Annotated in this window: 17 protein-coding genes and 1 tRNA gene; 8 read left to right on the top strand and 10 right to left on the bottom strand. The window is 66.6% G+C overall.

The window, feature by feature from the left end:
• Positions 1-91 precede the first annotated feature (91 nt).
• The 3 genes from F9C12_RS38405 to F9C12_RS38395 all read left to right on the top strand — a co-directional run bounded on the left by F9C12_RS38405 (position 92) and on the right by F9C12_RS38395 (position 2,724).
• Positions 92-946 carry an alpha/beta fold hydrolase gene (locus tag F9C12_RS38405; RefSeq protein WP_409463707.1) on the top strand — a complete coding sequence of 285 codons (855 nt, stop codon included), beginning with the start codon at positions 92-94 and terminating at the stop codon, positions 944-946.
• Positions 943-1,896: a zinc-binding alcohol dehydrogenase family protein gene (locus F9C12_RS38400; RefSeq protein WP_409463706.1), complete on the top strand. Its 954-nt coding sequence runs from the start codon at positions 943-945 to the stop codon at positions 1,894-1,896. Before F9C12_RS38405 ends, F9C12_RS38400 begins: the two co-directional genes overlap by 4 nt.
• Positions 1,897-1,977: 81 nt before the next feature.
• Positions 1,978-2,724, top strand: coding sequence for an IclR family transcriptional regulator (locus tag F9C12_RS38395; RefSeq protein WP_409463705.1), 747 nt, complete (start codon positions 1,978-1,980; stop codon positions 2,722-2,724).
• Positions 2,725-3,261: 537 nt separating this feature from the next.
• Here the strand turns inward: F9C12_RS38395 and F9C12_RS38390 are convergent.
• A complete protein-coding gene (locus F9C12_RS38390) occupies positions 3,262-3,549 on the bottom strand; it encodes a hypothetical protein (RefSeq protein ID WP_409463704.1) in 288 nt (95 codons plus the stop codon).
• Positions 3,550-5,011: 1,462 nt separating this feature from the next.
• Positions 5,012-9,463, bottom strand: coding sequence for a hypothetical protein (locus F9C12_RS38385; RefSeq protein ID WP_409463703.1), 4,452 nt, complete (start codon positions 9,461-9,463; stop codon positions 5,012-5,014).
• Between the two features lie 181 nt (positions 9,464-9,644).
• Between F9C12_RS38385 and F9C12_RS38380 the strand changes: the two genes are divergently transcribed.
• The gene (locus F9C12_RS38380) at positions 9,645-10,121 is read left to right on the top strand and encodes an SDR family NAD(P)-dependent oxidoreductase (protein ID WP_409463702.1); all 477 of its coding nucleotides are present in this window, start codon (positions 9,645-9,647) and stop codon (positions 10,119-10,121) included.
• A 129-nt stretch (positions 10,122-10,250) separates the two neighbouring features.
• Here the strand turns inward: F9C12_RS38380 and F9C12_RS38375 are convergent, their stop codons facing one another.
• A complete protein-coding gene (locus F9C12_RS38375; RefSeq protein ID WP_409467136.1) occupies positions 10,251-10,739 on the bottom strand; it encodes an Eco29kI family restriction endonuclease in 489 nt (162 codons plus the stop codon).
• A 558-nt stretch (positions 10,740-11,297) separates the two neighbouring features.
• On the opposite strand from F9C12_RS38375, the gene F9C12_RS38370 reads away from it, so the two are divergent.
• A complete protein-coding gene (locus F9C12_RS38370) occupies positions 11,298-11,510 on the top strand; it encodes a hypothetical protein (protein WP_409463701.1) in 213 nt (70 codons plus the stop codon).
• Between the two features lie 83 nt (positions 11,511-11,593).
• Here F9C12_RS38370 and F9C12_RS38365 read toward each other — a convergent pair whose 3' ends face one another.
• Entirely contained in the window at positions 11,594-14,791 is a 3,198-nt protein-coding gene (locus F9C12_RS38365; RefSeq protein WP_409463700.1) for a DEAD/DEAH box helicase, read from the bottom strand.
• 1,588 nt (positions 14,792-16,379) lie between these two features.
• Positions 16,380-16,453 (bottom strand) — tRNA-Ile (locus tag F9C12_RS38360).
• A 155-nt stretch (positions 16,454-16,608) separates the two neighbouring features.
• Between F9C12_RS38360 and F9C12_RS38355 the strand changes: the two genes are divergently transcribed.
• Complete coding sequence (locus F9C12_RS38355) at positions 16,609-16,869, top strand: hypothetical protein (protein WP_409463699.1); 261 nt, start codon at positions 16,609-16,611, stop codon at positions 16,867-16,869.
• Positions 16,870-16,877: 8 nt separating this feature from the next.
• Here F9C12_RS38355 and F9C12_RS38350 read toward each other — a convergent pair whose 3' ends face one another.
• Complete coding sequence (locus F9C12_RS38350; RefSeq protein ID WP_409463698.1) at positions 16,878-17,468, bottom strand: TetR/AcrR family transcriptional regulator; 591 nt, start codon at positions 17,466-17,468, stop codon at positions 16,878-16,880.
• Between the two features lie 44 nt (positions 17,469-17,512).
• Between F9C12_RS38350 and F9C12_RS38345 the strand changes: the two genes are divergently transcribed.
• Positions 17,513-17,962 carry an SRPBCC family protein gene (locus F9C12_RS38345; protein WP_409463697.1) on the top strand — a complete coding sequence of 150 codons (450 nt, stop codon included), beginning with the start codon at positions 17,513-17,515 and terminating at the stop codon, positions 17,960-17,962.
• A gap of 40 nt (positions 17,963-18,002) precedes the next feature.
• Here F9C12_RS38345 and infA read toward each other — a convergent pair whose 3' ends face one another.
• The 3 genes from infA to F9C12_RS38330 form a co-directional block, all read right to left on the bottom strand.
• On the bottom strand, positions 18,003-18,224 hold the full coding sequence (infA, locus tag F9C12_RS38340; RefSeq protein WP_409463696.1) for a translation initiation factor IF-1: 222 nt from the start codon (positions 18,222-18,224) through the stop codon (positions 18,003-18,005).
• On the bottom strand, positions 18,214-19,005 hold the full coding sequence (locus tag F9C12_RS38335; RefSeq protein WP_409463695.1) for a GNAT family N-acetyltransferase: 792 nt from the start codon (positions 19,003-19,005) through the stop codon (positions 18,214-18,216). Before F9C12_RS38335 ends, infA begins: the two co-directional genes overlap by 11 nt.
• 189 nt (positions 19,006-19,194) lie before the next feature.
• Complete coding sequence (locus tag F9C12_RS38330; protein WP_409463694.1) at positions 19,195-19,497, bottom strand: zinc-binding dehydrogenase; 303 nt, start codon at positions 19,495-19,497, stop codon at positions 19,195-19,197.
• A gap of 103 nt (positions 19,498-19,600) precedes the next feature.
• Here F9C12_RS38330 and soxR point away from each other — a divergent pair, with 103 nt between their 5' ends.
• On the top strand, positions 19,601-20,053 hold the full coding sequence (gene soxR, locus F9C12_RS38325; protein ID WP_409186659.1) for a redox-sensitive transcriptional activator SoxR: 453 nt from the start codon (positions 19,601-19,603) through the stop codon (positions 20,051-20,053).
• A 62-nt stretch (positions 20,054-20,115) separates the two neighbouring features.
• Here the strand turns inward: soxR and F9C12_RS38320 are convergent, their stop codons facing one another.
• Positions 20,116-22,368 carry an ATP-binding cassette domain-containing protein gene (locus F9C12_RS38320; protein ID WP_409463693.1) on the bottom strand — a complete coding sequence of 751 codons (2,253 nt, stop codon included), beginning with the start codon at positions 22,366-22,368 and terminating at the stop codon, positions 20,116-20,118.
• Positions 22,369-22,813 lie beyond the last annotated feature (445 nt).

The raw sequence follows: 22,813 nt of genomic DNA, 5'->3' as shown, positions 1-22,813 counted from the left end.
TGCTGGCCGCCGCGGCCGCGGCCGTCGGCCTCCGCAAGCTCGCCGCCCGCAGCAACACCCAAGTCCACCGCATCAACACCAAGGAGCACGCGTGAGCATCTGGACCGAACTGAGCCCGGCCGCCTACCGGGTCGAATACGTCGACGCCGCCGGGGTTTCGACCCGCACGCTGCGCGCCGGCAACCCGGACGCCGCGGCGGTGGTGTTCCTGCACGGCACCAGCGGGCACCTGGAAGCGTTCGCCCGCAACATCGGCGCGCACAGCGAGTTCGACGTGCACGCCATCGACATGCTCGGCCACGGCTACACCGCAAAGCCCGCCCGCCCGTACGAAATCGCCGACTACGTCCAGCACCTGCTGGACTACTTCGACGCCGTCGGCATCCGGGCCGCGCACATCGTCGGCGAGTCCCTCGGCGGCTGGGTCGGCGCCCGCGCCGCGATCGACCACCCGGAGCGGGTGCTGAGCCTGCAGCTGCTGTGCGCGGGCGGGACGGTGGCCAACCCCGAGGTCATGGACCGGATCCGGACCAGCACGAAGAACGCCGTCGCCACCGACGACGTCGAACTGACCCGCAAGCGGCTGCGGCTGCTGATGGCCAGCGAAGAGGACGCCACCGAAGAACTGGTCGAGGTGCGGCACGCGATCTACCACACGCCCGAGTTCGTGTCCAATGTGGACAACCTGTTGTCGTTGCAGGACATGGAACGGCGCCAGCGCAACCTGCTGCGCCCGGAGCACCTGGCCCGGATCACCCAGCCGACGCTGATCGTGTGGGGCAGGCAGAACCCGTTCGGCGAGGTTCCGGAAGCGGCGAAGATGCACGAGAACATCCCCGGCTCGCGGCTGGAGCTGTTCGAGGAGTGCGGGCACTGGCCGCAGCACGAGCAGGCCGCCCGCTACAACCCGCTGAGCCTGGAATTCCTGCGCAAGGCCGCCGCGTGAAGGCCGCGCGCTTCCGCGCCTGGGGCGCCGGCCCGGTCGTCGACGACGTGCCCGAGCCGGTCCGGGGCGACGGGGAGGTCCTGGTCGACATCCAGGCCGCGGCGGTGGCGCACCTGGACGTCACCGTCGCCGGCGGCGCCTTCGGGCTGAAACCGCGGCTGCCCTACATCGGCGGCGTCGAGGGCGCCGGGATCGTGGTGGAGTGCGACGAGGACTCCGGTCTCGAACCGGGCTGCCAGGTGCTGCTGCGCGGCGGCGGGCTGGGCCTGAAACGCGACGGCACCTGGACCGAACGGGCCAGCGTCCCGGCCAAGGCGGTCGCCCGGCTCGCCGCTCCGCTGGCCCCCGAGGTCGCCGCGACCTTCTTCGTTCCCGCGACCACCGCGTTCGTCACCCTGCACGACGTGGCGAAGCTGGGCGCCGACGAGGAGGTGCTCGTCGTCGGTGCCGCGGGCGCGGTCGGCGCGATGGTGGCTCAGCAGGCCCGGCTCGCCGGCGCGAAGGTGACCGGCGTCGTCGGCCGCGCCGACCAGCTCGCCGACGTGCCGGACGGCGTCGCCGGAGTCTGCCTCGACTCGGACGAAGACGTCGAACGGCTCGCGCGGGACCGTCCGGCATCCCTCCTGGTCGACACCCTCGGCGGAGAGGGGCTCATCGCGCGCACCCGCTGGGTCCGCCCGGGCGGACGGGCCGCGGTGATCGGCTACGTGACCGGCACCGAAGCCAAAATCGACCTGCCGTCCTGGCTCCTCGACGACGTCGCGCTGCTGCCGGTCAACATGATCCGCCGGGAACGCCAGGCCCGCGAAGCCTGCGGAGACCTGATCAAGAAGCTGTCCGAGGGCGAGCTGGAAGTGCGCGTGCAGCGCTACGGCCTCGCCGACGCGGGCGCCGCGCTCGCGGATCTGAAGGCCGGTCGCGTGCGCGGCCGCGCCGTCCTCGTCCCGTGACCGGGGTCCGGTCAGCGGACCGGTCCGCTGGCCGGGCTTGTTCCGCTGACCGAACCTGGTTCCATGACCGGCGGTGACCCCATGAACAGCGTCCTCGGCAAGGTCCAGCTCATCCTGGAAGCCTTCGGGCCCGACGACGAGCACCTGAGCCTCACCGAGCTGTCCCGGCGTTCCGGCGTCGCGAAGGCGTCGGTGCACCGCCTGGCCCAGGAACTGCTCGCGTGGGGCCTGCTGGAACGCCGGGGCAGCGACTACTGGCTCGGCATCCGGCTGTTCGAAATCGGCCAGCGCGTGCCGCGCCAGCGCATCCTCCGCGACGCCGCCCGCCCCTACATGGAGGATCTCTTCCAAGCCACCAGCGAAACCGTCCACCTCGCCGTCCCGGACGGCCGCGAAGTCCTCTACCTCGAGAAAGTGTCCGGCCACCGCCAAGCCCCGTCCCGCGTCGCCGGCCGCATGCCGATGCACTGCACCGCGACCGGCAAGGTCCTCCTCGCCTTCGGCCCGCGAAACCTGGTCGAGGAAGTGCTCGCGTCGCCGCTCGAACGACGCACCCCGCACACGGTCAACGCGCCCGGCGTGCTCCTGAGCGAACTGGCCCGCGCCAAGGCGAACGGGTTCGCCGTCGAGTACGAGCAGACCCGCGTCGGGTACGCCAGCGTCGCCATCCCGCTCACCGGAGCGACCGGACTGACCACCGGCGCCCTGTCCATCACCGCACCCACGTTCCGGGCCGACGTGGACAAGTACGCCGGGCTGCTCGCGATGGTCAGCCACCGGATCACCAAGACAATCAGCGCGATGCGCTCCTCGGCGGGGGTCCCGTAGACAGCGGGGCCTGTCGGCGCCGAACCAGCGATCCTCAACGCCCTCGCCGATGCCCAAGAAAACGGTCGACGCTTGTCGCCGCGGCCTGGCTGCACGACATCGGCTCCTCGTCGGAAATCGGCCACACCCGTTTTCACCCGCTGGACGGCGCGAGGTACTTCAAGGTCAACGGCTGGCCCGAGGCGATTGTCAACCTGGTCGCGCACCACTCCGGAGCGAGGTTCGAGGCAGAGCAGCGGGGCCTGGCCGACCAGCTCGCCGAATTCCCCTTCCGGGACACTACGCTCCTGGACTCACTGGTGACCGCCGACCTGACAGTCGGCCCCCTCGGAGAGCGGGTCTCTTACGACGAGCGAATTTCGGAGCTCCTCTTCCGGTATCCCGCTTCGGGTCCGGTCCACCGAGCTTGGCTCGTCGCAGCGCCGGTCATGCGCGCCGCCGTCGAACGCACCGCCCGGCGGTCCAGCATCGATCAGCACCGGTGACGTATGCGGGCGCGGAAGTAGCGCTTCCGCAGTCGCCGGATTGAAAGGCACGTCACGCGCGCGACGCCCCCAGAACGCGGACGACATCGACGTCGAAATCAAAGCTGCCGCGCTCCTGCTCTGCCGGATTTCCAGCGTCAACAGCGGCATTTCGCCGACCCCGGGCTCCACAGTCGATCAGCGCCACAAGGATCGCCCGATCCCGCAGTTCGACAAATATTTTCGGCGGATTGCCCTGAACGCGACTGGCCTCCATGTTGCAGAACGGCGACAACTCGACAATCTCTTCCACATCATCGAGCCAGCACCAGAACTGCTGCAGGTGCCGATACTGCTTCACTATGCAGCTGTGCGCCAGGGACTCCCGGTGCGAAAATTCGGCCGCCGGCGAAGGCATTCGGGAGGCCTTCGCCGTCGAGCCAGTCGACCAGCATGGCCACGCAGTCGAGGTACCCGCCGATCATCGAGTCGGCAAGGTTCTCGGCCCTCAGATGCGTTCCCCAGCCCGAGCCGAGCCCTGATGCCACCTCCGCGGCGGTCAGGAAACAGGCTTGCTCGTACAGTCCCTTTCTCTACCGCCGCCGCACCCCTCCCGAGCGCCCCCGCAAGACCTCGCCCCGAGGTTGTTGACGAGACCGTTTCCGCAGGTCATACCCTGCAAGAGGGCGACAGAGCGGGCCGGGCCGGGCTCGAACCGGCAGCCAAGGGATTATGAGTCCTCCTGGGCCTAACAGTGTGCTGACCTGCGATAACGCACATCGTCGGCGAGCGTCGGAGCCGAAATCCCTTGGGTTTGGCAAGAAATCGGGGATCAGAGCCGGCGCCACCGTACCCGTCGGAGTGCCGCGCCGCCTGGAGCGAAGCGACACTTCGACGTATCGCAAGCAACCTGCGCGGGGCGCCCCGCCCACAGTGCTCCCGACTGGCCGAACCGTCGCGCTCGTACATGAGATGCGCAATGAGCTATGGAGGCGCCGCACCACAGCCGACAAGCTCAATACTTGTCGCTCGCACCCAACGGATCGCTCGAAGCAGCGCACCCGAACCTGTCTTCCATAATTGGCGAAAAAAGGTGACATAGCCCTGCCATAACCGCTTTCGACACACAACATGTCAACCGAGAAAGATACCCACCACTCAGCACATTGAATTGAATCATGTCCCGCTTGTGACCGATAGGATTCGGCACCACGACATCAACAAAACAACCAACAGTCAGAGATAAACCAAGGGAGACGCGCGACCCATCCCTTGTCGGCAGCCCGTCGACATGCAGGCAGAACTACAGCACAGACCATTCTCACAGCACGTGCAACGATTCTCCGCCAGTCGCGGGACCGCCGCCGCTCACGCGCCGTACTCGGCGGCGGCAGTCGAAATCGTCGGGTGGCCAGCAAGCGACTATGTGCCAACCTCCTCCAGCACCGGCAGAATGAAGGGATGCGTGAGCTGATTCCGTCTCGCAGGCACAACTGCGGCAGTGGGTCCGGGAGCTGCCGAGCGGGCGGTCTTGCGGGTTGTGGCGGCGGAGTGAGCACTCCATTCGACAGCTTCAAGCTCAGGAGGTCCGCTGGCGGGCAACGGGGCGGAGCCAGGGGCGGCAAGATCAACCTCCCTGGTGACCCGATGCTGATCATCCGCTACGCGGCAATGCTCGGCGTGCCGAGCCGGCCCCAGACTGCGACCGTCGCAGCTCATCCCCGCCCCGCTGGCCCGCCAAACTCGTCGCCTCCCTGGGAAGCCGTCCTGGCTCAAGGCCTCCGCGCTGTGAGCACCTAGACCTGCACATTGCCGGGCGAGCCTCAGCGCTCCGCGTTGAGAACGGCTTCGTCGATCCCGTAGGCACCCAGATACATCAGCTCGTCGACGAGGTCGAGAAACGCAGCCCGTTCGGCTGCTGTCCGAGTTTGCGCGAGACCCCGGATGACAAGCCGGCACACGTCGTCGGCGTCGCCCGCAGCGGACGTACGGAGGTCACCGGCAGCCGTCCCGACCGTCTCGACGAATCGCCGAGCGCACTGCAACGCAAGAGCGCTCATCTGGTCAGGAGCGTGTTCCAGGGTGATGAACAGCTGAGGAATCGCTTGCTCGTACGCCGACGACCGGACAAGGGAAGAGAGGAGAGCCTCATGTGAACGGAGCGGCTCCCCTCGGAGTCTCGGCACCACGCGGACGGCTGCCTTCCGGACGTCCGGGTCGGGATCGTCGAAGAGCTGCCTGAGTGTCGTCGCCGTCAGCTCTGTATCCTGGCTCGACAGCAGGACATCTGCTGCAGCCGCGGCAACCCCCGCTCGGCTCGCCGCGTCCGTCCCCGCCAGGACCTGGTCGAGCGAGTCAGCAACATGCCAATTGACTGCGGCGACGAGCGCGGCTTCACCGCCGCGGCATCGGACCGCCTCATCTTCCGAAACGATCATGCGCTGAATGACCGGCAGGACCAAGTCAAGATCTCCGCCGTTGCCCAGGTAAATGAGGAGTTGCCGGACATAGTCGCTGGCGAGAAGCCTGTCGTTGGTGCTGATCAGCTTACGGAAAGCGGCGACCGCTCGCGGTCGCGCGAACCGCAACGCCGCGCTGATCGCATGCGCTACCTGCGACCGCACCGAGACGATCGGATCGGTTGCGAGGACGTCCAACGCCGGCAGCACGGCGGTCGTTCGTGTGCCATCGACGTCGAACACGAGGAGGTCGCCCAGAGCCTCGGCGAGGCTGCCCCGTGCCGAGTTCATTCCCGCGAACCTCAAACCTTCTCCCGGCTCGCTTTCGCCGGACGACCCGGTCCGCTCCGATGCCGGGTCCTGCGCTTCGGTCGCCCGCCTGCTGAGCAGTTCGACCAGATCCAGCGGCGTGGTCTTGAGGTATGGGCGCAACGCTGGTCCCAGCCAGCGGTCCGTTTCCGCCAGGCCCAGTCCAGCGAGATGACGAACAGCAGCGAACACTTCTTCGTGTTCCGACGGCACCGGGAACGCCTGGCTCAAACCGATGAGGATCGCGCAGGGGTAGCTAGCATGCACCCGGGCGTCGAGCCGCAAGGCAAGCCGTGCGAACCGGAGCGGATCATCCTTCGTCCGCTCCTGCAAAACATTGGCGAGTTCCGGAGCGCCTCCAGTGAACGCGTCCCAATCTGTTCGATCCGCGTCGTGCTTGCCCATCGCCCGCAGCCAGTCGTCGTCAGTCATGTGCGCGATCGCTGCTCCAGCAATCGGGGGCCGGATTACGCCACTGACGATGCCCGCAGGCTCAGGCGGCGATTCAGCGCCGAATTTGCGCTGGTACTCGCCGAGCCGACGGCGACCGATGGGCGTCAGCCGGTTCGGGTCGAGCGCGGAGAGCAGCGTAAACGCATGATAGCCCCATCGGCGGCCTTCCCAGTCGAACCGGAGATCCCGGACCGCGCTCTCCAGCGCTTGGTGAGTCGAGTCGTCCAGGTACCCCGCGATCGTGCGCATCAGTTCGCGAGCGCCCCACACCGAGTTCGACAGTTCGCCGCAGAACAGGCGATCGACTCCCTCCAGAAGCAGCTCAGCAGACCACCCTGCGTAGTGCGAACCCACGGAACCGAGCCCGCGATAGAGAAGAGATTGCGCACCGCTCGACTTGTTGGCAGCCAGCCCTTCCAGCATCGGCTTTGCCGCAGCAGGGTCCTGGCGGACCACCGCCGCAATCGCCGACCGCATGCCGGCCAGCAGTGCATTGTCGACTTCATCCGTTTCGGACATCTGGTGGCAGTGAGTGAAGTGCCGGTCGCGGGGGAAGCCTGGGCCGCTGCTGTCCACGACAGCGACCGCCATGACACGAACCATGAACGGCAGCAACGTGGTGACGAACGCAGCCGGTGCGGCGGCCGCGGCCTTCTGAATCAGGCTGGCAAGGGAATGATCACGGCGGGCCAGGACCTCGACCTTGCCAGATTCGGCAAGGACCACGGCGTCAGAACTGCCGACGAAGTATGCGCTGAGCAACTCGATCGCCCAGCGCGGCTCGTGTTCGACCAGGTCGTGCGCGGCGAACCAGATTCCTTCCGCGCGGTCGTGCGCGGTGCCCGCACGTACTGCGGCGAGCAGCAGGTCGAAAAACTCTCTGCTTGTCCAGAGCTGAGTTCCGCGAGCGATCCAGAGCAACCAGTCGTCGTACTCCGCGCGATGCTGGAAGCCGGAAACAACCGAGGCGGCACGGTCCGGCTGTGTCTTCGCGAGGACAGCAAGGGCATCGACAGCGAGACCTTGTTCGTCCGGCGTGCCGCTCTCCAGCCATTGCCGGATCTGCCCGTTCGCTGTGAGCAACTCAGACCACTGCGGTGAGCACACCACCTGCCAGGCCCGCCTGCCGAGATCGATCGCGGCCATCGTGTCCAGGAAGACCTGGAGCTCGGCCGGGGTCGGGTCGGCAAGGCCTGCCAGCACCGCCAGGATTGCTTCCTTGAGGTGAAATCGGACGCCGCCGCTCCCGAGCGTCGAGGCCAGCTCGTCGAGGTAACGACTCGTGTCCCGCTCGCGCAAGTGATGAAGGATCTGGCGGACCTGCGCGCGCCGGAAAAGCTCCTGCTGCCCAGCCGCCAGAAATTCGACGAGAGTCTGGTTCCGGTTCGCCCATTGCCGGGCAAACGCGTAGTCGAAGAACGACTCGTGGAAGAACGCGATCTGATTGCCGTCACGGACCAGGACGTGTTCTGAGATGACGGCGTCTGCGTGGTCGGCCAGCTCGCCCGGGTCCAGGATCGAGTCCGGCACGGAGAGGTGGGCGCGGTCGCTGATGGCATCCGCTACCGCCGCGACGACTTCCGCGAATCGCACGCCTGGCTTGCGATGGGTGACGGCGCGCCGTTTTCGGTCCCAGTACGCGTCAAACAGGTGGGCGGTGGTCTGGAAGTCGAGTGCGTGCGGTTGATCCGCGACCTCGGCGAGCAATACCAAATGCAACGGCAAGCGCAGCAGGTCGCGTTGTTTAGCCCGCAGCTTTTCATGGTTCAGTCCCATGGCGTCGACCGCGGTGTCGACCGCTTCGCCGGACAGCGGCGAGACGACGAGTGATTCTGCTTTGCACGCAGCCTGGAGGTTTCGGATTCGGTGGTCGTTGTCGAGGTCGAACTTCCGGCAGGCCAACACGATTCGCATCGAGGGGAAGGCCGCAGCTTCTCGCGTCAATTCTTCGACCACATCGAAACTTGTCGACATCCGGCCTGACGCAAGGCTCACGACGTCAAGCTGATCGATCACGAGAACGCACCGTTTGCCGCCCGCGGCGGCCGCGAGGGCTGAGACCGGCGAGACCTCGAGCCCCAGCTTGGCACCGAGTCCTTCCGCGGTGGCGAAGTCCTCGACTCGGTCGAGCCGGAAAGCAAGCACAGCCATGTCGGCGGCGACAAGCTGGTCGATCACCTGGGACAGAACCGTGGTCTTGCCGCCTCCCGCGGATCCGACGAGGAACGTCACGGGCGACGACGGATCGGCGATCAGGTCGGCGAGGGTGGCAGCTTCGGCGCGAGGGATCGCAGGAGACAGCATTTCTCGTTCGACAGCCGCACGCCACATCTGGGTGACCGTGTCGACGGTCCGGCCGAGGTTCTCGCGGCGGCGGATCGTGCCGAGCGCGAGGCCGTAGTCGGAGAGCCGCGACTCGATCAGGGACGAGGTCAACTCAACGCCGAGCAAGTCCATGGCGAGGTCGCCGAGGCCGGCGGCGGCCAACTGTCCGGCCGCGCCGTCGAGGAGAAGACCCGCCATGGCGGCGTTCATGCCGACCACGGCCCGCTCGTCCTGACAGCGAAACCACATCCCGCGCAGCATTCTCCACGCAGAGGCGGACGTTCCGCAGATGTCAGCGGCGGCAACGTCATCGAATACTGACCGTAGTTCTGTGGTCAGCCACTCCTTGATGAACTCGTCCACGCTGGCCGAGCGGCGCGCTCGGTCGGCCAGCTCGTTCAGTTTGGGGGCGGGAGTCGTGGAGACGAAGTGGAATTCGCGGCCCGCGTCGAGATGCCGGCGGGCATTGGTCCAGATGTCCTGCCGTTGTAGCGACTTCACGGTCCAATTGCCGGCGGTGCCGTTCTGCCGCTTCAACTGATGGGCTTCGACGACCCCGTCGTTTTCCCGGGTGTAGAGAAACTCGGCCCCGTCGTCCAGCTCGCCCGCCTTCTCGACGACAATGGACCGCCCAACCCCGGCGAGGATGTACAGCAGATACGCCGCAGTCCACCTGCCCTCGTAGCGATTGCCGAATTTATCGGCCTCACCGGCGGCACGCGGACTCATCGTCACCCCTCCAATCGCTGGCAAGCAGCCTACTTCATCTGACCAGGCGAACGGGAGGTTGCCGTCGGAGGAGCGTTGCGGTGCCTCGAATGCGGTCGGGCGCTCGGTTCGTGAGCCGCACAGCGGTCGCGGCCGAGGAAACGGAGCGACGCAACTGGCGGTCGCGGCCGGGCAGTTCGGCGTGCCGGACGTGGTCGTCACGAACGCCGGATACTCCGACATCGTCGGCATCGAGGACGCCGACCTGGCGTCGCTGCGCGCGGTGATGGAGATGAACCTCTGGGGCGTCGTCCACGTGGTCAAGGCAGCGCTGCCGATGCTGCACGAGGTCGGCCGCGGGCACTTTGTGCAGATCTCGGCGGTGAGCGGCCGAGTGGCCCCAGCTCCCGGCCTCGGCCCGTACGTGACGGCGAAGTTCGCCGCTGAGGGCTTCCTCGAAGCGCTCGCGAAGGAGGTCGCGGGCTTCGGGATCCGCGTGACCATCGTCGAACCCGGCCGGATGGCCACCTCGATCACGTCGTCGATGGCGATCCCCGAGCCGAGCGCGCCCTACGCGGCTTTGATCGCGCCGCTCGCCGACGCCTACGCCAGAGGCGCGTCCGCCGCCGATGCAGCACGACAAAGCGAGCAGGTCATGCGCCCGTTTCAGCTTGGGTAACCCACTCCACCGGGACGGGTTCAGACAAGCATGGGGTGATTTCGGATTCCAGGATAATGTGCTCAATCATTGTCTCGTTCCCGCTGGCCAACACAACCGGTACTCAGTCGCCGTCATGACCGCTCCGCCTCAATTCGACAAATTCCGGCGAACCACCGCACGTAATTCCTTGGCCGTTCGACGACCTGCGGCCATTTTCGCCGCCCAGGTTCGACCAGGATGGAGGACGTCCCAGTTAGGTCGCGACTGGCGTCGTCGTTCCCTTCCCGGATCGCGCGCCCCGAAGCCGGTCACGGCAACGTTCCACAGGGGACGGTGATCGCCAACCATTAGCCGCAGGGCTCCATGCGCCCATATCTCTTCAACTGGCAGATATCGAACCTGAAATTCATCTACGCTCAGATTTTCGCAAGATTCAATGTCTATTCTATGACACTTGACCTTCGATCTAATATCACCGGACGGCCCCGCGGCTCGGCCGACGTAGATCGGAACAGGCAACGCCGACGACGTTACAGGGACGTACAGCTCGCTCAATCCAGCGTAGTACAGCGCATAGATTCCTGCCCCTCCAGATTGGGGAGTATGAGCCAGAGAGATTGACGGCGCGGCTTCCATTGCCCACTGGACAGAGCGCTCCAAGTTCTCGCGCCGCAGAGGATCGAATATACCGACCAGCTCGGAACTACCCCTCAAGAACTGCCTGCTATTGTTGTCCGCGCGCGGGCCAGCTGTCAGACTTTCCACTTTCTCTTGTTCACGCCTGCGTAACTCTAGAAATAATTTCGGCTCGATTCCTACGGCTGCGCAGATAGCCGCAACGGTCGCCTCTGACGGCGTTTTCTTCCCCTGCCGGTGATTCAACGCTTGACTCACGCTAGTTCGGCTGAGTTTACAGATCCTCGCTACGTCGTTGACACGCAGCCGAGCCGCCACCATCTCATCACGTAGAGCGATCGCCAAGTCGCTCTGGGGTGCATCCCTGCTCACGCTATGTTCCCTCCGCGTACGCCTGTTCGATTTTGTTCATCTTTGCACGTTTGAACACCGGATTGGCTTCATCGGGTTCAGACTGGCAGTGCGTTCGAAGAACAAAGGGCGCTGGTCTGCAACAACAGCCAGCCGTTCGACGTGATCGCACCAATCCGCTAGCACACTGAGACGGAGCAACTAAGAGTGAAGACCACCTCCGCGAAGGCAGGGCTGAACACCGTCGAGTGGCCAGCTGCGCTGACCAGAATCCTTGCCGATCGCGAGTTGTTTCGTCGCCTGATACTCTGTCTTTCACTGCTCAGCGGCGTCTTCATCACGACGATTGGCCTGGCCGCCGCCGTACTGCTCGCACGTGGTGACGTCGTTGCAGCCCTGCTCGGCGAGTGCGGGAAGTAGAGAAATGACGGGGTCGTCGACCTCATAGTGGACGACCCCGCCGGCAGGCCACAAAGCGGGGCACGCCGTCATGCTCCTCATTCTCACTTATGGCACCACACGTGCAACGGAGCATTGACAGTGGTACGCAGGTAGGTTTCGGTTGCCGCCAACAAATCCAATTGGCGATCGCTGACCTTCGAACCGGACAGACCTGGCTGAACGACTGTGATTTCCAACCGCGCCTTGAGTACGCGTGCCTGTTCCCTCAGCCGGTACAGGTCGGCGATACTGCCGGTTTCGAAAGGGCTCACACCGGTTCTCTGGTGCTTCTTCCTGGCGCGGCGTTCGAGATTGGCGAACATCGGCACACTGTCGGATCTGCTGCGCCAGACGACGCTCTTCTGCGCTTGGCCGCACAGTTCGTACAAGTCCGAGACCCGAGCCCCGGGTGGCCCGCCTGCGTACTTGCAATGGAAGAAGTGGATGAGCAGACCCTTGTCATCGATTTTGAGAGCGACGACGTCGGCGATCTCGCCGGACCCGTCGTCATCGAGGACGACGTCCCACGTCTCGTCCTGAGCCAGTTGCCGGATCACTCGCGCCTGGATCGAGTCGGCGCGTTTCGGCGCACCCTGGGATTCCACGCTCAGTTCGATGCCGGTCCAGTCGAGCGCCCGAAGCCGCTCCCGTGGGAACGGCTCCAGTTTTTGTTTCGGGTCATAGAGTTTGTCGTCGTGGATCACCCGGTCCCGATCGAGCAGGAACGTCAGTCCGTCTCGGTCGGTCAGCCACGTACTCAATCGGACCGTACCGGAACGGCTGGTGCTGACCTCGATCTCGTCCGGTTCAGAGCAGCGGTAGTACAACCGCCCGTCTACGACGTCGGCCTCGTATCCGACAGTCCAGGCGGCGGTGCTCACCCAGAAACGCAACGGCCCGGTCTCGGCCTCGTCGCGGGGCCGCAGATCTACGTCGACCATCGGGTAAGTGCGCCCGCTGTGGGTGAGCCTCAGCTGTTCACTCGACGAGGCGAGGACTTCCCACGGCCATTCGACGCCGAGCAGCACCGCGTCCGGCCGCGCGGTCAGGTCCTCGGGCACGATGAAGTTGCGGACGATGTCGTCGATGCTGATGCTCTCGTCCAGCAGTTTGTCTCCGACTCCGTCACACCAGTCTCGCCAGTGCTTCACGGTCGGGGCTTTGCTGTGGCTCCAGATCCGGCCTTTGATCGACGCGCTGATGTTGACCCGCTCGCCCTGCCGGTAGCCGGAACCCGAGATGTTCGTTTGCGTCTTCGTCTGAGCTTCCGCGGTGGAGAAGCTTTCGGCGACGTCAGCGCCGACGTGCATGGAGAACCGGCGGAAGTGGTTGCGCACGTCGAGCACGCCGACCGTCGTCGGCACCAGACGCGTGATGTCGCCCATCACCCGATACACAGTCGACCCGGTGAATCGCGTCGACGGACCGGACACCCGCTCGGCAAGTTCCGGAAACAGCCCGCTGTTGGCCGAGTTGTTGATGTACAGCAATCGACGGCGGCGGTCAAAGTACAAGACGAACAGTTCGTAGGCCAACTCTTCGACGGTCTTCACGTCCCCCCAGGCAACTTTGCTGCGGCAGGCGACAACGCACCACGCCACGCCTTCGGCTGGATTCAGCCCGATCGGGACGGTAAGAAGATTCTCCTCGCCGAAGAAATCCGTGATCGCTTCGGGGTGCCACTCGTCCGACTGGGTTCGATACACGACCGTGCTCATCTTGGGAGTGAGGTTGCGGAGCATCACCTCCCCTGGCGTGCTCGTGAACCCGGATTCGAACTCTCCAATCGCGCGTTGTTCCCCCAACGCGGCTTCCGACAGGTCGCGCAGCACGTCGTTCCAGTCGGCGTTCTCCGCGTACAACGCCCGCAGCCGCTCGTCGACGTGATACTCCGTGCGGGCGACGAACACCGATGCGTCTCCCAGCCGTGAGCTGGAGGACGTCCGTGCCAGCCTGCCGACGAATTGCAAGGTCACGCCGAGGCTTTTCTGCGGATCGTGTACCGCGGCGATTTTCAGCGCGGGCAGGTCGAACCCCTCGCCCAGCATGTTCACGCACACGATGATCCGCGAGTCACGGCTGCGGATCGCCTCGAGTGCCTGCGTCTTCGCCGTCCCCGAAAGACTGTGGTAGACAGCGACTGGCGCGAACTCAGGCGCGAGCTCCAGGTAAATCGGCAATAACTCGTCTACGCGCCTGATCGTTTTCGCCCGCACCAGCAGCAGATGGTCGAGACCGGCTTCCCTGTCCTGCCGGAGCTGATCCACTGCTTTCCAGGCGAGCACGCGATCCGTGTCGGCGAAGTCGATCACCGATGTGTAGTTGATCGGCGCGAACAAGCCGTTCCGTTGAGCTTCTGACAACGGAAAGTCATAGACGATCCGTCCCTCGACGTGCTTGCCGTCCTCTCGAAACGGTGTCGCGGTGAACTGCACGACCGGGCGATCAGCGAATGCCTCCCTGGTGTCGGCCCAGGTCCGCGCTTCGACATGGTGCGCTTCGTCGACGAACAGGTGAGAACACAGTGCCCGCAGCGTTGATCGCGCTTCCGGATCGCAGGCGGTCAGCGCTTGCGGAGTCGTGACGATGACATTGCACGCCTCGGCGAACGCTTCAGCCTGCTCAACGGACTTCAAACTGCTTTTGAGCTGTCCGACGACCGGGCGCATCGCCCCTGGAGCAGCGATCTCCAGTTCGTGCAGCACCCCGAGCCGCACGAAGGTATCGGAGATCTGACTTCGCAGCACATCTGACGGGACCAACACAAGCAGGCGCGGCAACCGCGCCGCCAGCAGCAGTGCCACCATCGTTTCGGTCTTGCCCGTTCCGGTCGGCATCACCACTGTCACCGGTGCGACCCGCCCGGTCGTCCAATATCCCAGGACTGCGTGCAACGCTCCCAGTTGCGGACGACGCAAACCCGCTTGTCCATCGGTTCCTTCCTGGAAGCTGATAGCGTCCCGGTAGGAGTCGAGCACATCCGCTGGCGTCCATCTCGTGCGCGGCCCGACCCAGCTGCCGTTGACCACCGGCGCTCCAGGCTCGCTTCCCAGACCCGCGCGCAACGACAGCCTGGCCTGGTCGGCAACCTCACCGGTCATCGCGGCCGGCCAGATTCCGAACCGGTTCCGTGCCACCAATCCAGCCACGGTGTCCAACGTGAAATCCGTGGACGCCGGGACCAGGAGCTGCTGGACGACGTTGCCGTCGATCGCTTCTGCCGCCGCCCAGACATCCGGCGATCGCCATCCAGCTGCCATTCGATCGCCCCTTCCGACGGTTCGGGTTTCAAGCGTCGGCCGCACGACGAAGACGTCGAGACCTCTGATGCGCCAAAGCTCGCCTCAGCTTGATCACGTGCTGTTGACAATCGGACCGGCCAGCCAGTTGTTACGCTGATCGGCGCGCGTTTACCCTGAAGGGTGACAGAGGGCCACTGCTCCCGATGCCCGACCTCAGGTGTGCAACCGCCGCGATCGAGACGACTTGCGCGGCACACTAGGACGGCGATGCAGCCAGGACTCGATCTCCTTTCTCCTTGGTTTCTCAGCAGGAATGCCAAAAGACTCCGACGCGTAGCCCGGCCGGACAACACCCAGCGAACCATTGTTTCCAGCCGCATGCGCAGTCAGAACAGCCGCCACCGCCTCCCCCAGCGTGAACTGGTGACGCACCCGTACCGCCACCCGTTTGTTCCCGCCGATCATCCGCCCAGCGCTCGCGTACGCGCAGCAGACAGCGGGGTGCCCACGGCTTTGGTGCTCAGCAGTGAGCAGACGACTCCCGGAGCAATTGGCGACGCGAGGGCCAGCTGCTGACAGCCAGCCGGATTCGTTAGCGGACACTGTTCCGGAGCTGGTGCTCGCTGGGCAGGTCAGCGGCTGCTCGATCTCGGCCGAGCCTATGTGGACGACGTACTGGTGGTCCTCACCTAACTCGTCGCCTGCGAGCACGCCGACAGAGCCAGCAGTTGCGGTTGGTGCTCCCGACAAGGGAACCGGAGCAGCGTTTCGGAAAAAAATCAAGCCACTGACTGCATGTGTCATGCAGAATCTCCAGGCTTCTCGAAAATATGCGTTGCGTTAGCCCGAAACTACAGGATTGACCCATCTACGTCCCGGATCCGGTCGCGAGGACGGGCGATGAATTCAGAGAGGTGCAAGTCGAGTAGCTGATCGGATATCGCTGGGTCGATGCCAAGCAAGGTTGCCAGTGCCGCTGCGGCGTCGAACCGGCTCTAGCGCGAAGATACCGTTTCGACCACTTCTGCCGTGCGCTGTCGTGCTCGCGAGAGTGCGTCTTGCATTCCTTGCCCGCGTGAAGGTGGGTTCATGAGGGCTCGTGCCCCCCTTCGGGCGGTGTCGGTGATCGGGCTTCGGCCACAGCGCGACACGGAGCGGGCTTGATTTCCACAACGCGATGCGGCGTGTTCGGGCCGAACTGCTTGGCGATGCAACAGCGCGACAGCGACTCTCCGGTGCGGAAATTCGGCCGTTGGCGGAGATCGCTTCAACTCCCGGCGCCCACTCTCAGGGGCCAGCGTCGAGAGGTCTTCGTCGTCGAGGTAGTTGACCAGCATGGCCACGCTGTCGAGGTACCCGTCGATCGTCGAGTCGGCGCGGTTCTTCGCCCTCAGATGCGTTCTCCAGTCCGAGGCGAGCTCCCGAATGTCATCGGGCTCCAGCACCTCCAGCGGTGCCTCAACGGCGGTCATGAAAACAGGCTTACTCGAACAATCCCTTGGGTTACCAGCGCTGTGCTCGTCTCCAGCGCTTCCGCGAAGCCTCGCTTCAAGATCGTTTTCGAGGCTGTTTTCGCAGGTCAGACCCTATACAAGGGGTGGCAGAGTGGGCCGGGTCGGGCTCGAACCGACGGCCAAGGGATTATGAGTCCCCTGCTCTAACCAACTGAGCTACCGGCCCCTGGGTTCGCTTCCGCAGGTCGATCCCCCCAGTTCTGGTCAACTTAGCACAGGCCCCGCGCGGGCCGGGGGCGTAGGCCGATCGGGTCGGGGGGTCTCGCGGGGGCCGCCGGTCGCCTAGATTGCTGAGGGGGCGGGTCCCGAGAGGAGGCGGCCATGACCGTTCCGGGACGGGTTTCGCTCGCGGTTCTCGACGCGCTCGCCGCCGGGCTCGGGCTGGGTTATCTCGCTCGCGACTATCGCGACACGGTGCTTTCGCACGGGCCGGTTCTGTCGATCGCGACCGTTCTCGGGATTGCGCTAATCGTGGTGGGATATCGCAGTTACCGCGTGCTTCGGAGTGCGAACAGCCGGCTGGAGGCGATAATCGCGGACGAGTTGTCCCGGCGTAAGCCGTCGCCTCGGCCTCGGCGGTGAATGCCGGGTCAGCTGCCCAGTTCGACAATGGCGCCGGACAAGCCCGGGGCGAGCACCGCGGCCAGGCCGCCTGGCGGGACCGTTTCGCGCAGAAGGTGCAGCCAGGCGAAAACTGAGCCGAGCAGCATCGCGTGCACTGCGGGCAGTTCGGGTCGCCGGGCCAGTTCGCCGCGGGCGATCGCGCGGTCCAGCACTTCGGTCAGGTAGGCGCGTTCGCGCACCAGGAACAGTTCGCCGAGCCGGGCGGCGGGCTGGTCTTCGGCGCGGAGGTCGGCGAGCAAGCCCGGCAGGGCGTTTCGCACTCGCGGTCCGTCCAAAGCGGACTGAATGTCGGCGAGAACAGCCGCGACGTCGCCGCGCAGGGTGCCGGTGTCGGGGGGCGCGGCGAGGGCGTCGTCGTGCACGACCGCGGCGAAGACGAGTTCCGACTTGGACTTCCAGCGCCGGTACAGCGCCGCCTTGCCGACCCCGGCGCGCGCGGCGATCGCGTCGACCGTGCAGCGCTGGTAGCCGACCTCCTCCAGCAGGTCGTTGACCGCGGTCCGCACCGCCGCGTCGATCCCCTGTTCCCGCGGCCGTCCGCGCCGGTTGTGCGTCATGGAGCACAGTTTACGAGACTGCCAGTTCCGTATATGTTCGGGGCATGACCTGGGACAGAACCTCCGTCCGGACCCTCGGCGTCGACCCGGCCGCGCTGTGGGACGTCCTCGCCGACGTCGAGAACTGGCCGCGCTGGGACCCCGACGTCGCGCGGGTCGTGCTGCACGGGCCGGCCGCGACGGGTTCGACTGGATTCCTGTACCCCAGCGGCAGATTCCGCGGCGGCGTGCACGGGAAGATCGCGGAGGACTTCACCTTCACGAGCTGGCGGCCCAGCCACGGGCTCGCGCTTTGCCAACCCGTTCCGCTCGGGCGGATGGACCTCAGCCTGAGCGTCGCGGCCGTCCCCGGCGGGGCCGAGCTGACCCAGCGCATCGTGCTCGACACTCCCCTGCGCGCGGTCATGGTGCGGATCATCGGCGCGGACCTCGTGGCCAATTTCGGCCGGAAATGCGCCGCGCTGACCCGGCTCGCCGCCGCGAAAACGGGCTGACCGCCCTCGCGGCCCAGGCCGGACCGCGAGGACGGACCGGCTAGTTCCGGTACCGGAACAGGATCCGGCCCCGGTCGAGGTCGTACGGGCTCAGCTCCACCAGAACCCGGTCGAACGGCACGATCTTGATGAAGTTCTTCCTGATCTTGCCGCTGATGTGGGCCAGCACGCGGTGCCCGTTCGCCAGTTCGACGGTGAACCGGGCGTCGCGCAGGCACTCGACCACGGTTCCCTCGACTTCGATCCCGCCCTTACCGGCCATGGCGCATCAGCTCCACGTTGCTGTTCGCCCGCCGGGCGCCGATGCCCTCGAACAGCGCCGTCGCCGCTTCGTTGGCTTCGTTGGCCTCGGCCGCCGCGGTCGGGATTCCCGCTCGGTGCAGGACGCCGAGCGTGTGGACCAGCAACGCGCGAGCGATGCCGCGGCGTTGCCGATCAGCCCGGACCGCGAGGAGCCCGATCCGGGGAAGGCGCGTCGCCTGAACCACCCGGAGCAGACCCACGTACTCGCCGTCCTCGACAGCGACGGCGTACTTCGACGGGTCCGCGACGGTGTCTCCAGCCGGGCGCGGCAGCACCTCGGCGGGCATCTCCGACCAGCCGACGCTCGCCTCGACTTCGGTACGAAGGACGCGGTCCAGCTCGCGCAGCGGAGCCTCGGCCGCGGCTCCCACGGGCACGATCGTGACGCCCGGCGGCAGCCCGACCGGCCCGGTGACCTGCGGGTCCGTGGGCACGACGTACTCCCACTCGCGCCGCCGCACGGTGAGACCGGCCCGTCGCCAGCCGTCCAGCAGCTCGCGGTCGGTTTCGTCGACCACGGTGTGGAGGGGCTCCGGCAGCGCGGCCAGCATCTCGCGGGCGAGCTGGTCGAAGACCGAGCGGTGCCAGGCGTCGACGCTCAGGAAGACCCGTCCGTCCGGCCGTGTGGTGGCTTCGCCGCGACCGGCGAGCCGGCCGTCGTCCCAAGCCTCCCAGAGTCCGGGTGCGACCCGGGTGATGCTCACCGCGGGTTCGCCCGCGGTGAAACGCACAGTGTCCATGATGGTCACCTTTCGGAGTGCCTTCGCTCACGGCGCTCCTGGCAACCCTCCGTCAGCCGCCCGACCGTGACGACACGGGGAGCACCCACATCGAAACAGCGTTCATGGGTCTCACCTCCGGGCGTCGAGTCACGGTCGAGGCGAACGATAGCGGCGCGGTCCGAACCGGGTCCACCGATTTAATCCGGCTCAGCCGATCCGCAGCACCACCTTGCCGCGACCGTGTCCGGCGGCCACCTCGGGATGGGTGCTGGCGGCGAGCGGGTACTCCTTCCGCACGGCCACCCGGAATTCTCCCAGCGCGCACAGGTCGAGCAGTTCGCGGAGCCGCTGGGAGGACCGGTCGCTGGTGATCCACTGTCCGCCGAGTTCATCGGCCAACGCCGGCTCCACAATGGACTCCATCCGGCTGCGATCCCCCACTAAAGCCGCCGCGGTACGCAGATTCCCGTGGCCAACCGTATCGAAAGCGAGGTCTGTCTCGCGGCCCACACCCGCAGGGTCGTATCCGGCACAAGATCCCCTTCGTCCGCCGGGCGGTGCTTACAGTGGACTTCATCAAGCGGACTTGAGGTCAAGCACGGAAAGAGCTGCCATGCCCCAGATCACGCGCGAGGTCGTCTGGCTGAAGCCGGGACAGATCGCCGAACGCGCCGGTGTGAGCGTTCCGACGCTGCACTACTACGAGAGCCGCGGACTGATTTCGAGCAGGCGCACGAGCGGCAACCGGCGCGAGTACCGGCGCGACACGCTGCGCATGATCGCGTTCATCCGTACCGCGCAGCGCGTCGGGGTTTCGCTGGAAGAGATCAAGGAAGCGCTCGCCGAACTGCCGGAGCAGCGCGTCCCGACCAAACGCGACTGGGCGCGCATCTCCCGCCGCTGGCACGACCGGCTCACCGCGCGGATCGAGGAGCTGACCGCGCTGCGCGACCGGTTCACCGGCTGCATCGGCTGCGGATGCCTGTCGCTGAAAGCCTGCCCGTACTCGAATCCGGACGACATTCTCGGACAGGGCGGCGCGGGGGCGCGCCGGTTTCCGCATTAGCCGCCGCTGGCGGGGCGGGGATCCCTGCCGGAGTCGGAGTCCGCGAAGGCGGCCCCGGGCGGCTAACCGCTGAGGGCGGCCCGGAAGTACCGGCCCGTCGCGCCGTCGTGCTCGGCGAGTCCCTTCGGCGTGCCGGTGTAGAGCACCTGGCCGCCGTTCTCGCCCGCGCCGGGGCCGAGGTCGAGCACCCAGTCCGCGGCGGCGACCACGTGCAGCGAATGCTCGACCACGACGAGCGTCCGGCCCTCGTCGACGAGCCGGTCCAGCAGCGCGACCATCCGCGTGGCGTCGCTGGGGTGCAGGCCCGCGGTGGGTTCGTCGACGAGCAGGTCGTCGCTGGCCGAGTCGAGCTGACGGGCGAGTTTCAGCCGTTGCCGCTCGCCGCCGGAGAGCGTGTCGAGCGGGCGGCCGCTCGCCAGGTGCCCGAGCCCCAGTTCGCCGAGCAGCGCGGCGAGCCGGACGACGTCCGGATGCGGCACGTACCGGGCCAGCGCCGACACCGGCGTGTCCAGCACCTCGAGCACCGTCCGTCCCTCGAGCCGCGTTCGCAGTGCCTCGGCGCGGAATCCGGTCGCGCCGCACTCCTCGCACGGCGTGTCGACGTCCTCCAGGAACGCCAGGTCGGTCCGCCGCACGCCGGTGCCGCGGCAGGCCGGGCAGCCGCCCTGCGAACGCGGGTTGAACAGCTTCGGCGACTCGCCGCTCACCTCGGCGAACGCGCGCTGCACCGGGTCGGCCAGACCGAGCCAGGTGCCGACTGTCGACCGCCCCGTCGCGACGATCTGGCTCTGGTCCACGACAGTGAACCGCGGGTGCCGTTCGGCGAGTTCGCCCGCCAGCGTCGACTTCCCGGACCCGGCCACCCCGGTGATCACCGTGAGCACGCCCGTCGGCACGTCGACGTCGATGTCGCGCAGCGTGTGCCGGTCCAGCCCGCGCAACGGCAGCCAGCCGGCGGGTTCCCGCACCGTGTCCTTGAGCCGGACGCCGGTCCGCAAGGCCCGCGCGGTGGTCGTGTCCGCCTTCCGCAGCTTCTCGGGCGGACCGTGGAACACCACGCGCCCGCCCGCTTCCCCGGCTCCCGGCCCCAGGTCGATCACGTGGTCCGCGGCCAGCATCACCGCTTCGTGGTGATCCACCACCAGGACCGTGTTGCCATGGTCACGCAGCCGCCGTAGTACATCGACCAGGGACGCGACGTCGGCGGGATGCAGCCCGTCCGTCGGTTCGTCCAGGACGTAGGTGAGGTCGGTGAGGCTCGAACCCAGGTGCCGCACCAGTTTCAGCCGCTGCGATTCGCCGCCGGACAGCGTCGGCGTCGCGCGGTAGCAGTGCAGGTGCCCGAGGCCGAGCGTGATCATCGACTCCAGCCGCAACCGCAGCGCCGCCACGAGCGGACGCGCCCACTCGGGGTCCAGTCCGGCGCAGAATTCCAGCAGCCCGGCCGCGTCGCGGTATCCGAGGTCCACAATGGACACCCCGTTGATCCGGCTCTCCCGCGCGGCCGGCGCGAGCCTGCTGCCGTCGCATTCGGGGCACGGCCGCTGCCGGGTCACCTCCGCCAGCGCCGCCCGCACCGCCGGTCCCATCTTGGCTTCGCGTTCGACGAGCAGCCGGCGGATCCGCGGCACCATCGACTGGTACTTCGCGCTGGCCGGAAAACGCGGCAACGGGTTCGGCGGCTTCTGCGTGGGCCCGTGCAGCAGGAACTGCACCAGTTCCTCTGGCCATTCCCGCAGCGGCAGATCGTTGTCGAAGAATCCCGAGTAGACATAGCGCTTCCAGATCCAGCTGCCGACCGCAAAACTCGGGAAGACCATCGCCCCGTCGTTGAGCGAACGGCTGCGGTCGATCATCCGCTCGCCGTCGATGTCGGTGACCGTGCCGAGCCCCGCGCACGCCGGGCACATGCCGGAAGGATCGTTGAACGAGTAGGCCGGCGAGTAGCCGGCGGACGGTTCGCCCAGGCGGGAGAACAACATCCGCAGCATGGTCCACACCTCGGTGGCGGTGCCGACCGTCGACCGGGAATTCGTCCCGAGCGGCCGCTGGTCCACCACGACGACGGTCGTCAGCCCGCTCAGCGAACTGGCCTCCGGAGCCGGATCGTGCGGCAGTTTGGTGCGGACGAACGCGGGCATGGTCGAGTACAACTGCCGCCGCGACTCGGCCGCGAGCGTCGCGAACGCCAGCGACGACTTGCCGGACCCCGAAACGCCGGTGACCGCGACCAGCTGATGCTTCGGGATGTCCACGTCCACGTCGGCCAGGTTGTGAGTGCGCACACCGCGGAGGCTGATCACGTTCGACGGCATGCCTTGCAGCCTACGTCCCGGTCGGGGTGCTGGCGGGCCGGGCTGAGGCGGGCCGGGGTTCTGGCTGAGCCGGGCCGGGGTTCTGGCCGAGCTGGGCCGGGGTTCTGGCCGAGCTGGGCCGGGGTTCTGGCTGAGCTCGGCCGGGGCTCTAGCTGAGCCGGGTGGGCGGTGGGGTGGCGGGAAGTGGTTGGCGGGTAAGGGAAGCCGGGCTTTTCGGGGTGGATTATTCGGTGCGGAACATTCAGCTCGGGCTGCGGCGGCTCGTGGTGGTTGTTTTGCTGATGCCGAGGTTTTCGGCTGGCTCGCGGCGCCCCGGGATCGTTTTGTCGATGTCGGATTGTGCCGGTGCAGTGCGCTCGCTAGCACCGCATCGAGCGCGCGTCGGCTTGCTCCAATGCGGTTCGCTCCCCCGACTCCGCCAACGTCGATTCCCTCAGCGCGGCCC

The organism is Amycolatopsis sp. GA6-003, from assembly GCF_046267895.1.
Lineage (GTDB): Bacteria > Actinomycetota > Actinomycetes > Mycobacteriales > Pseudonocardiaceae > Amycolatopsis.
This window is presented reverse-complemented; position numbering and strand designations above follow the sequence as displayed.

Excerpts from the sequence above, each read along its gene's own strand:
- F9C12_RS38395 (WP_409463705.1), top strand. The coding sequence starts at position 1,978 with ATGAACAGCGTCCTCGGCAAGGTCCAGCTCATCCTGGAAGCCTTCGGG.
- F9C12_RS38385 (WP_409463703.1), bottom strand. The coding sequence starts at position 9,463 with ATGAGTCCGCGTGCCGCCGGTGAGGCCGATAAATTCGGCAATCGCTAC.
- F9C12_RS38375 (WP_409467136.1), bottom strand. The coding sequence starts at position 10,739 with ATGGAAGCCGCGCCGTCAATCTCTCTGGCTCATACTCCCCAATCTGGA.
- F9C12_RS38365 (WP_409463700.1), bottom strand. The coding sequence starts at position 14,791 with ATGGCAGCTGGATGGCGATCGCCGGATGTCTGGGCGGCGGCAGAAGCG.
- F9C12_RS38355 (WP_409463699.1), top strand. The coding sequence starts at position 16,609 with ATGACCGTTCCGGGACGGGTTTCGCTCGCGGTTCTCGACGCGCTCGCC.
- F9C12_RS38350 (WP_409463698.1), bottom strand. The coding sequence starts at position 17,468 with ATGACGCACAACCGGCGCGGACGGCCGCGGGAACAGGGGATCGACGCG.
- F9C12_RS38345 (WP_409463697.1), top strand. The coding sequence starts at position 17,513 with ATGACCTGGGACAGAACCTCCGTCCGGACCCTCGGCGTCGACCCGGCC.
- infA (WP_409463696.1), bottom strand. The coding sequence starts at position 18,224 with ATGGCCGGTAAGGGCGGGATCGAAGTCGAGGGAACCGTGGTCGAGTGC.
- F9C12_RS38335 (WP_409463695.1), bottom strand. The coding sequence starts at position 19,005 with ATGGACACTGTGCGTTTCACCGCGGGCGAACCCGCGGTGAGCATCACC.
- soxR (WP_409186659.1), top strand. The coding sequence starts at position 19,601 with ATGCCCCAGATCACGCGCGAGGTCGTCTGGCTGAAGCCGGGACAGATC.
- F9C12_RS38320 (WP_409463693.1), bottom strand. The coding sequence starts at position 22,368 with ATGCCGTCGAACGTGATCAGCCTCCGCGGTGTGCGCACTCACAACCTG.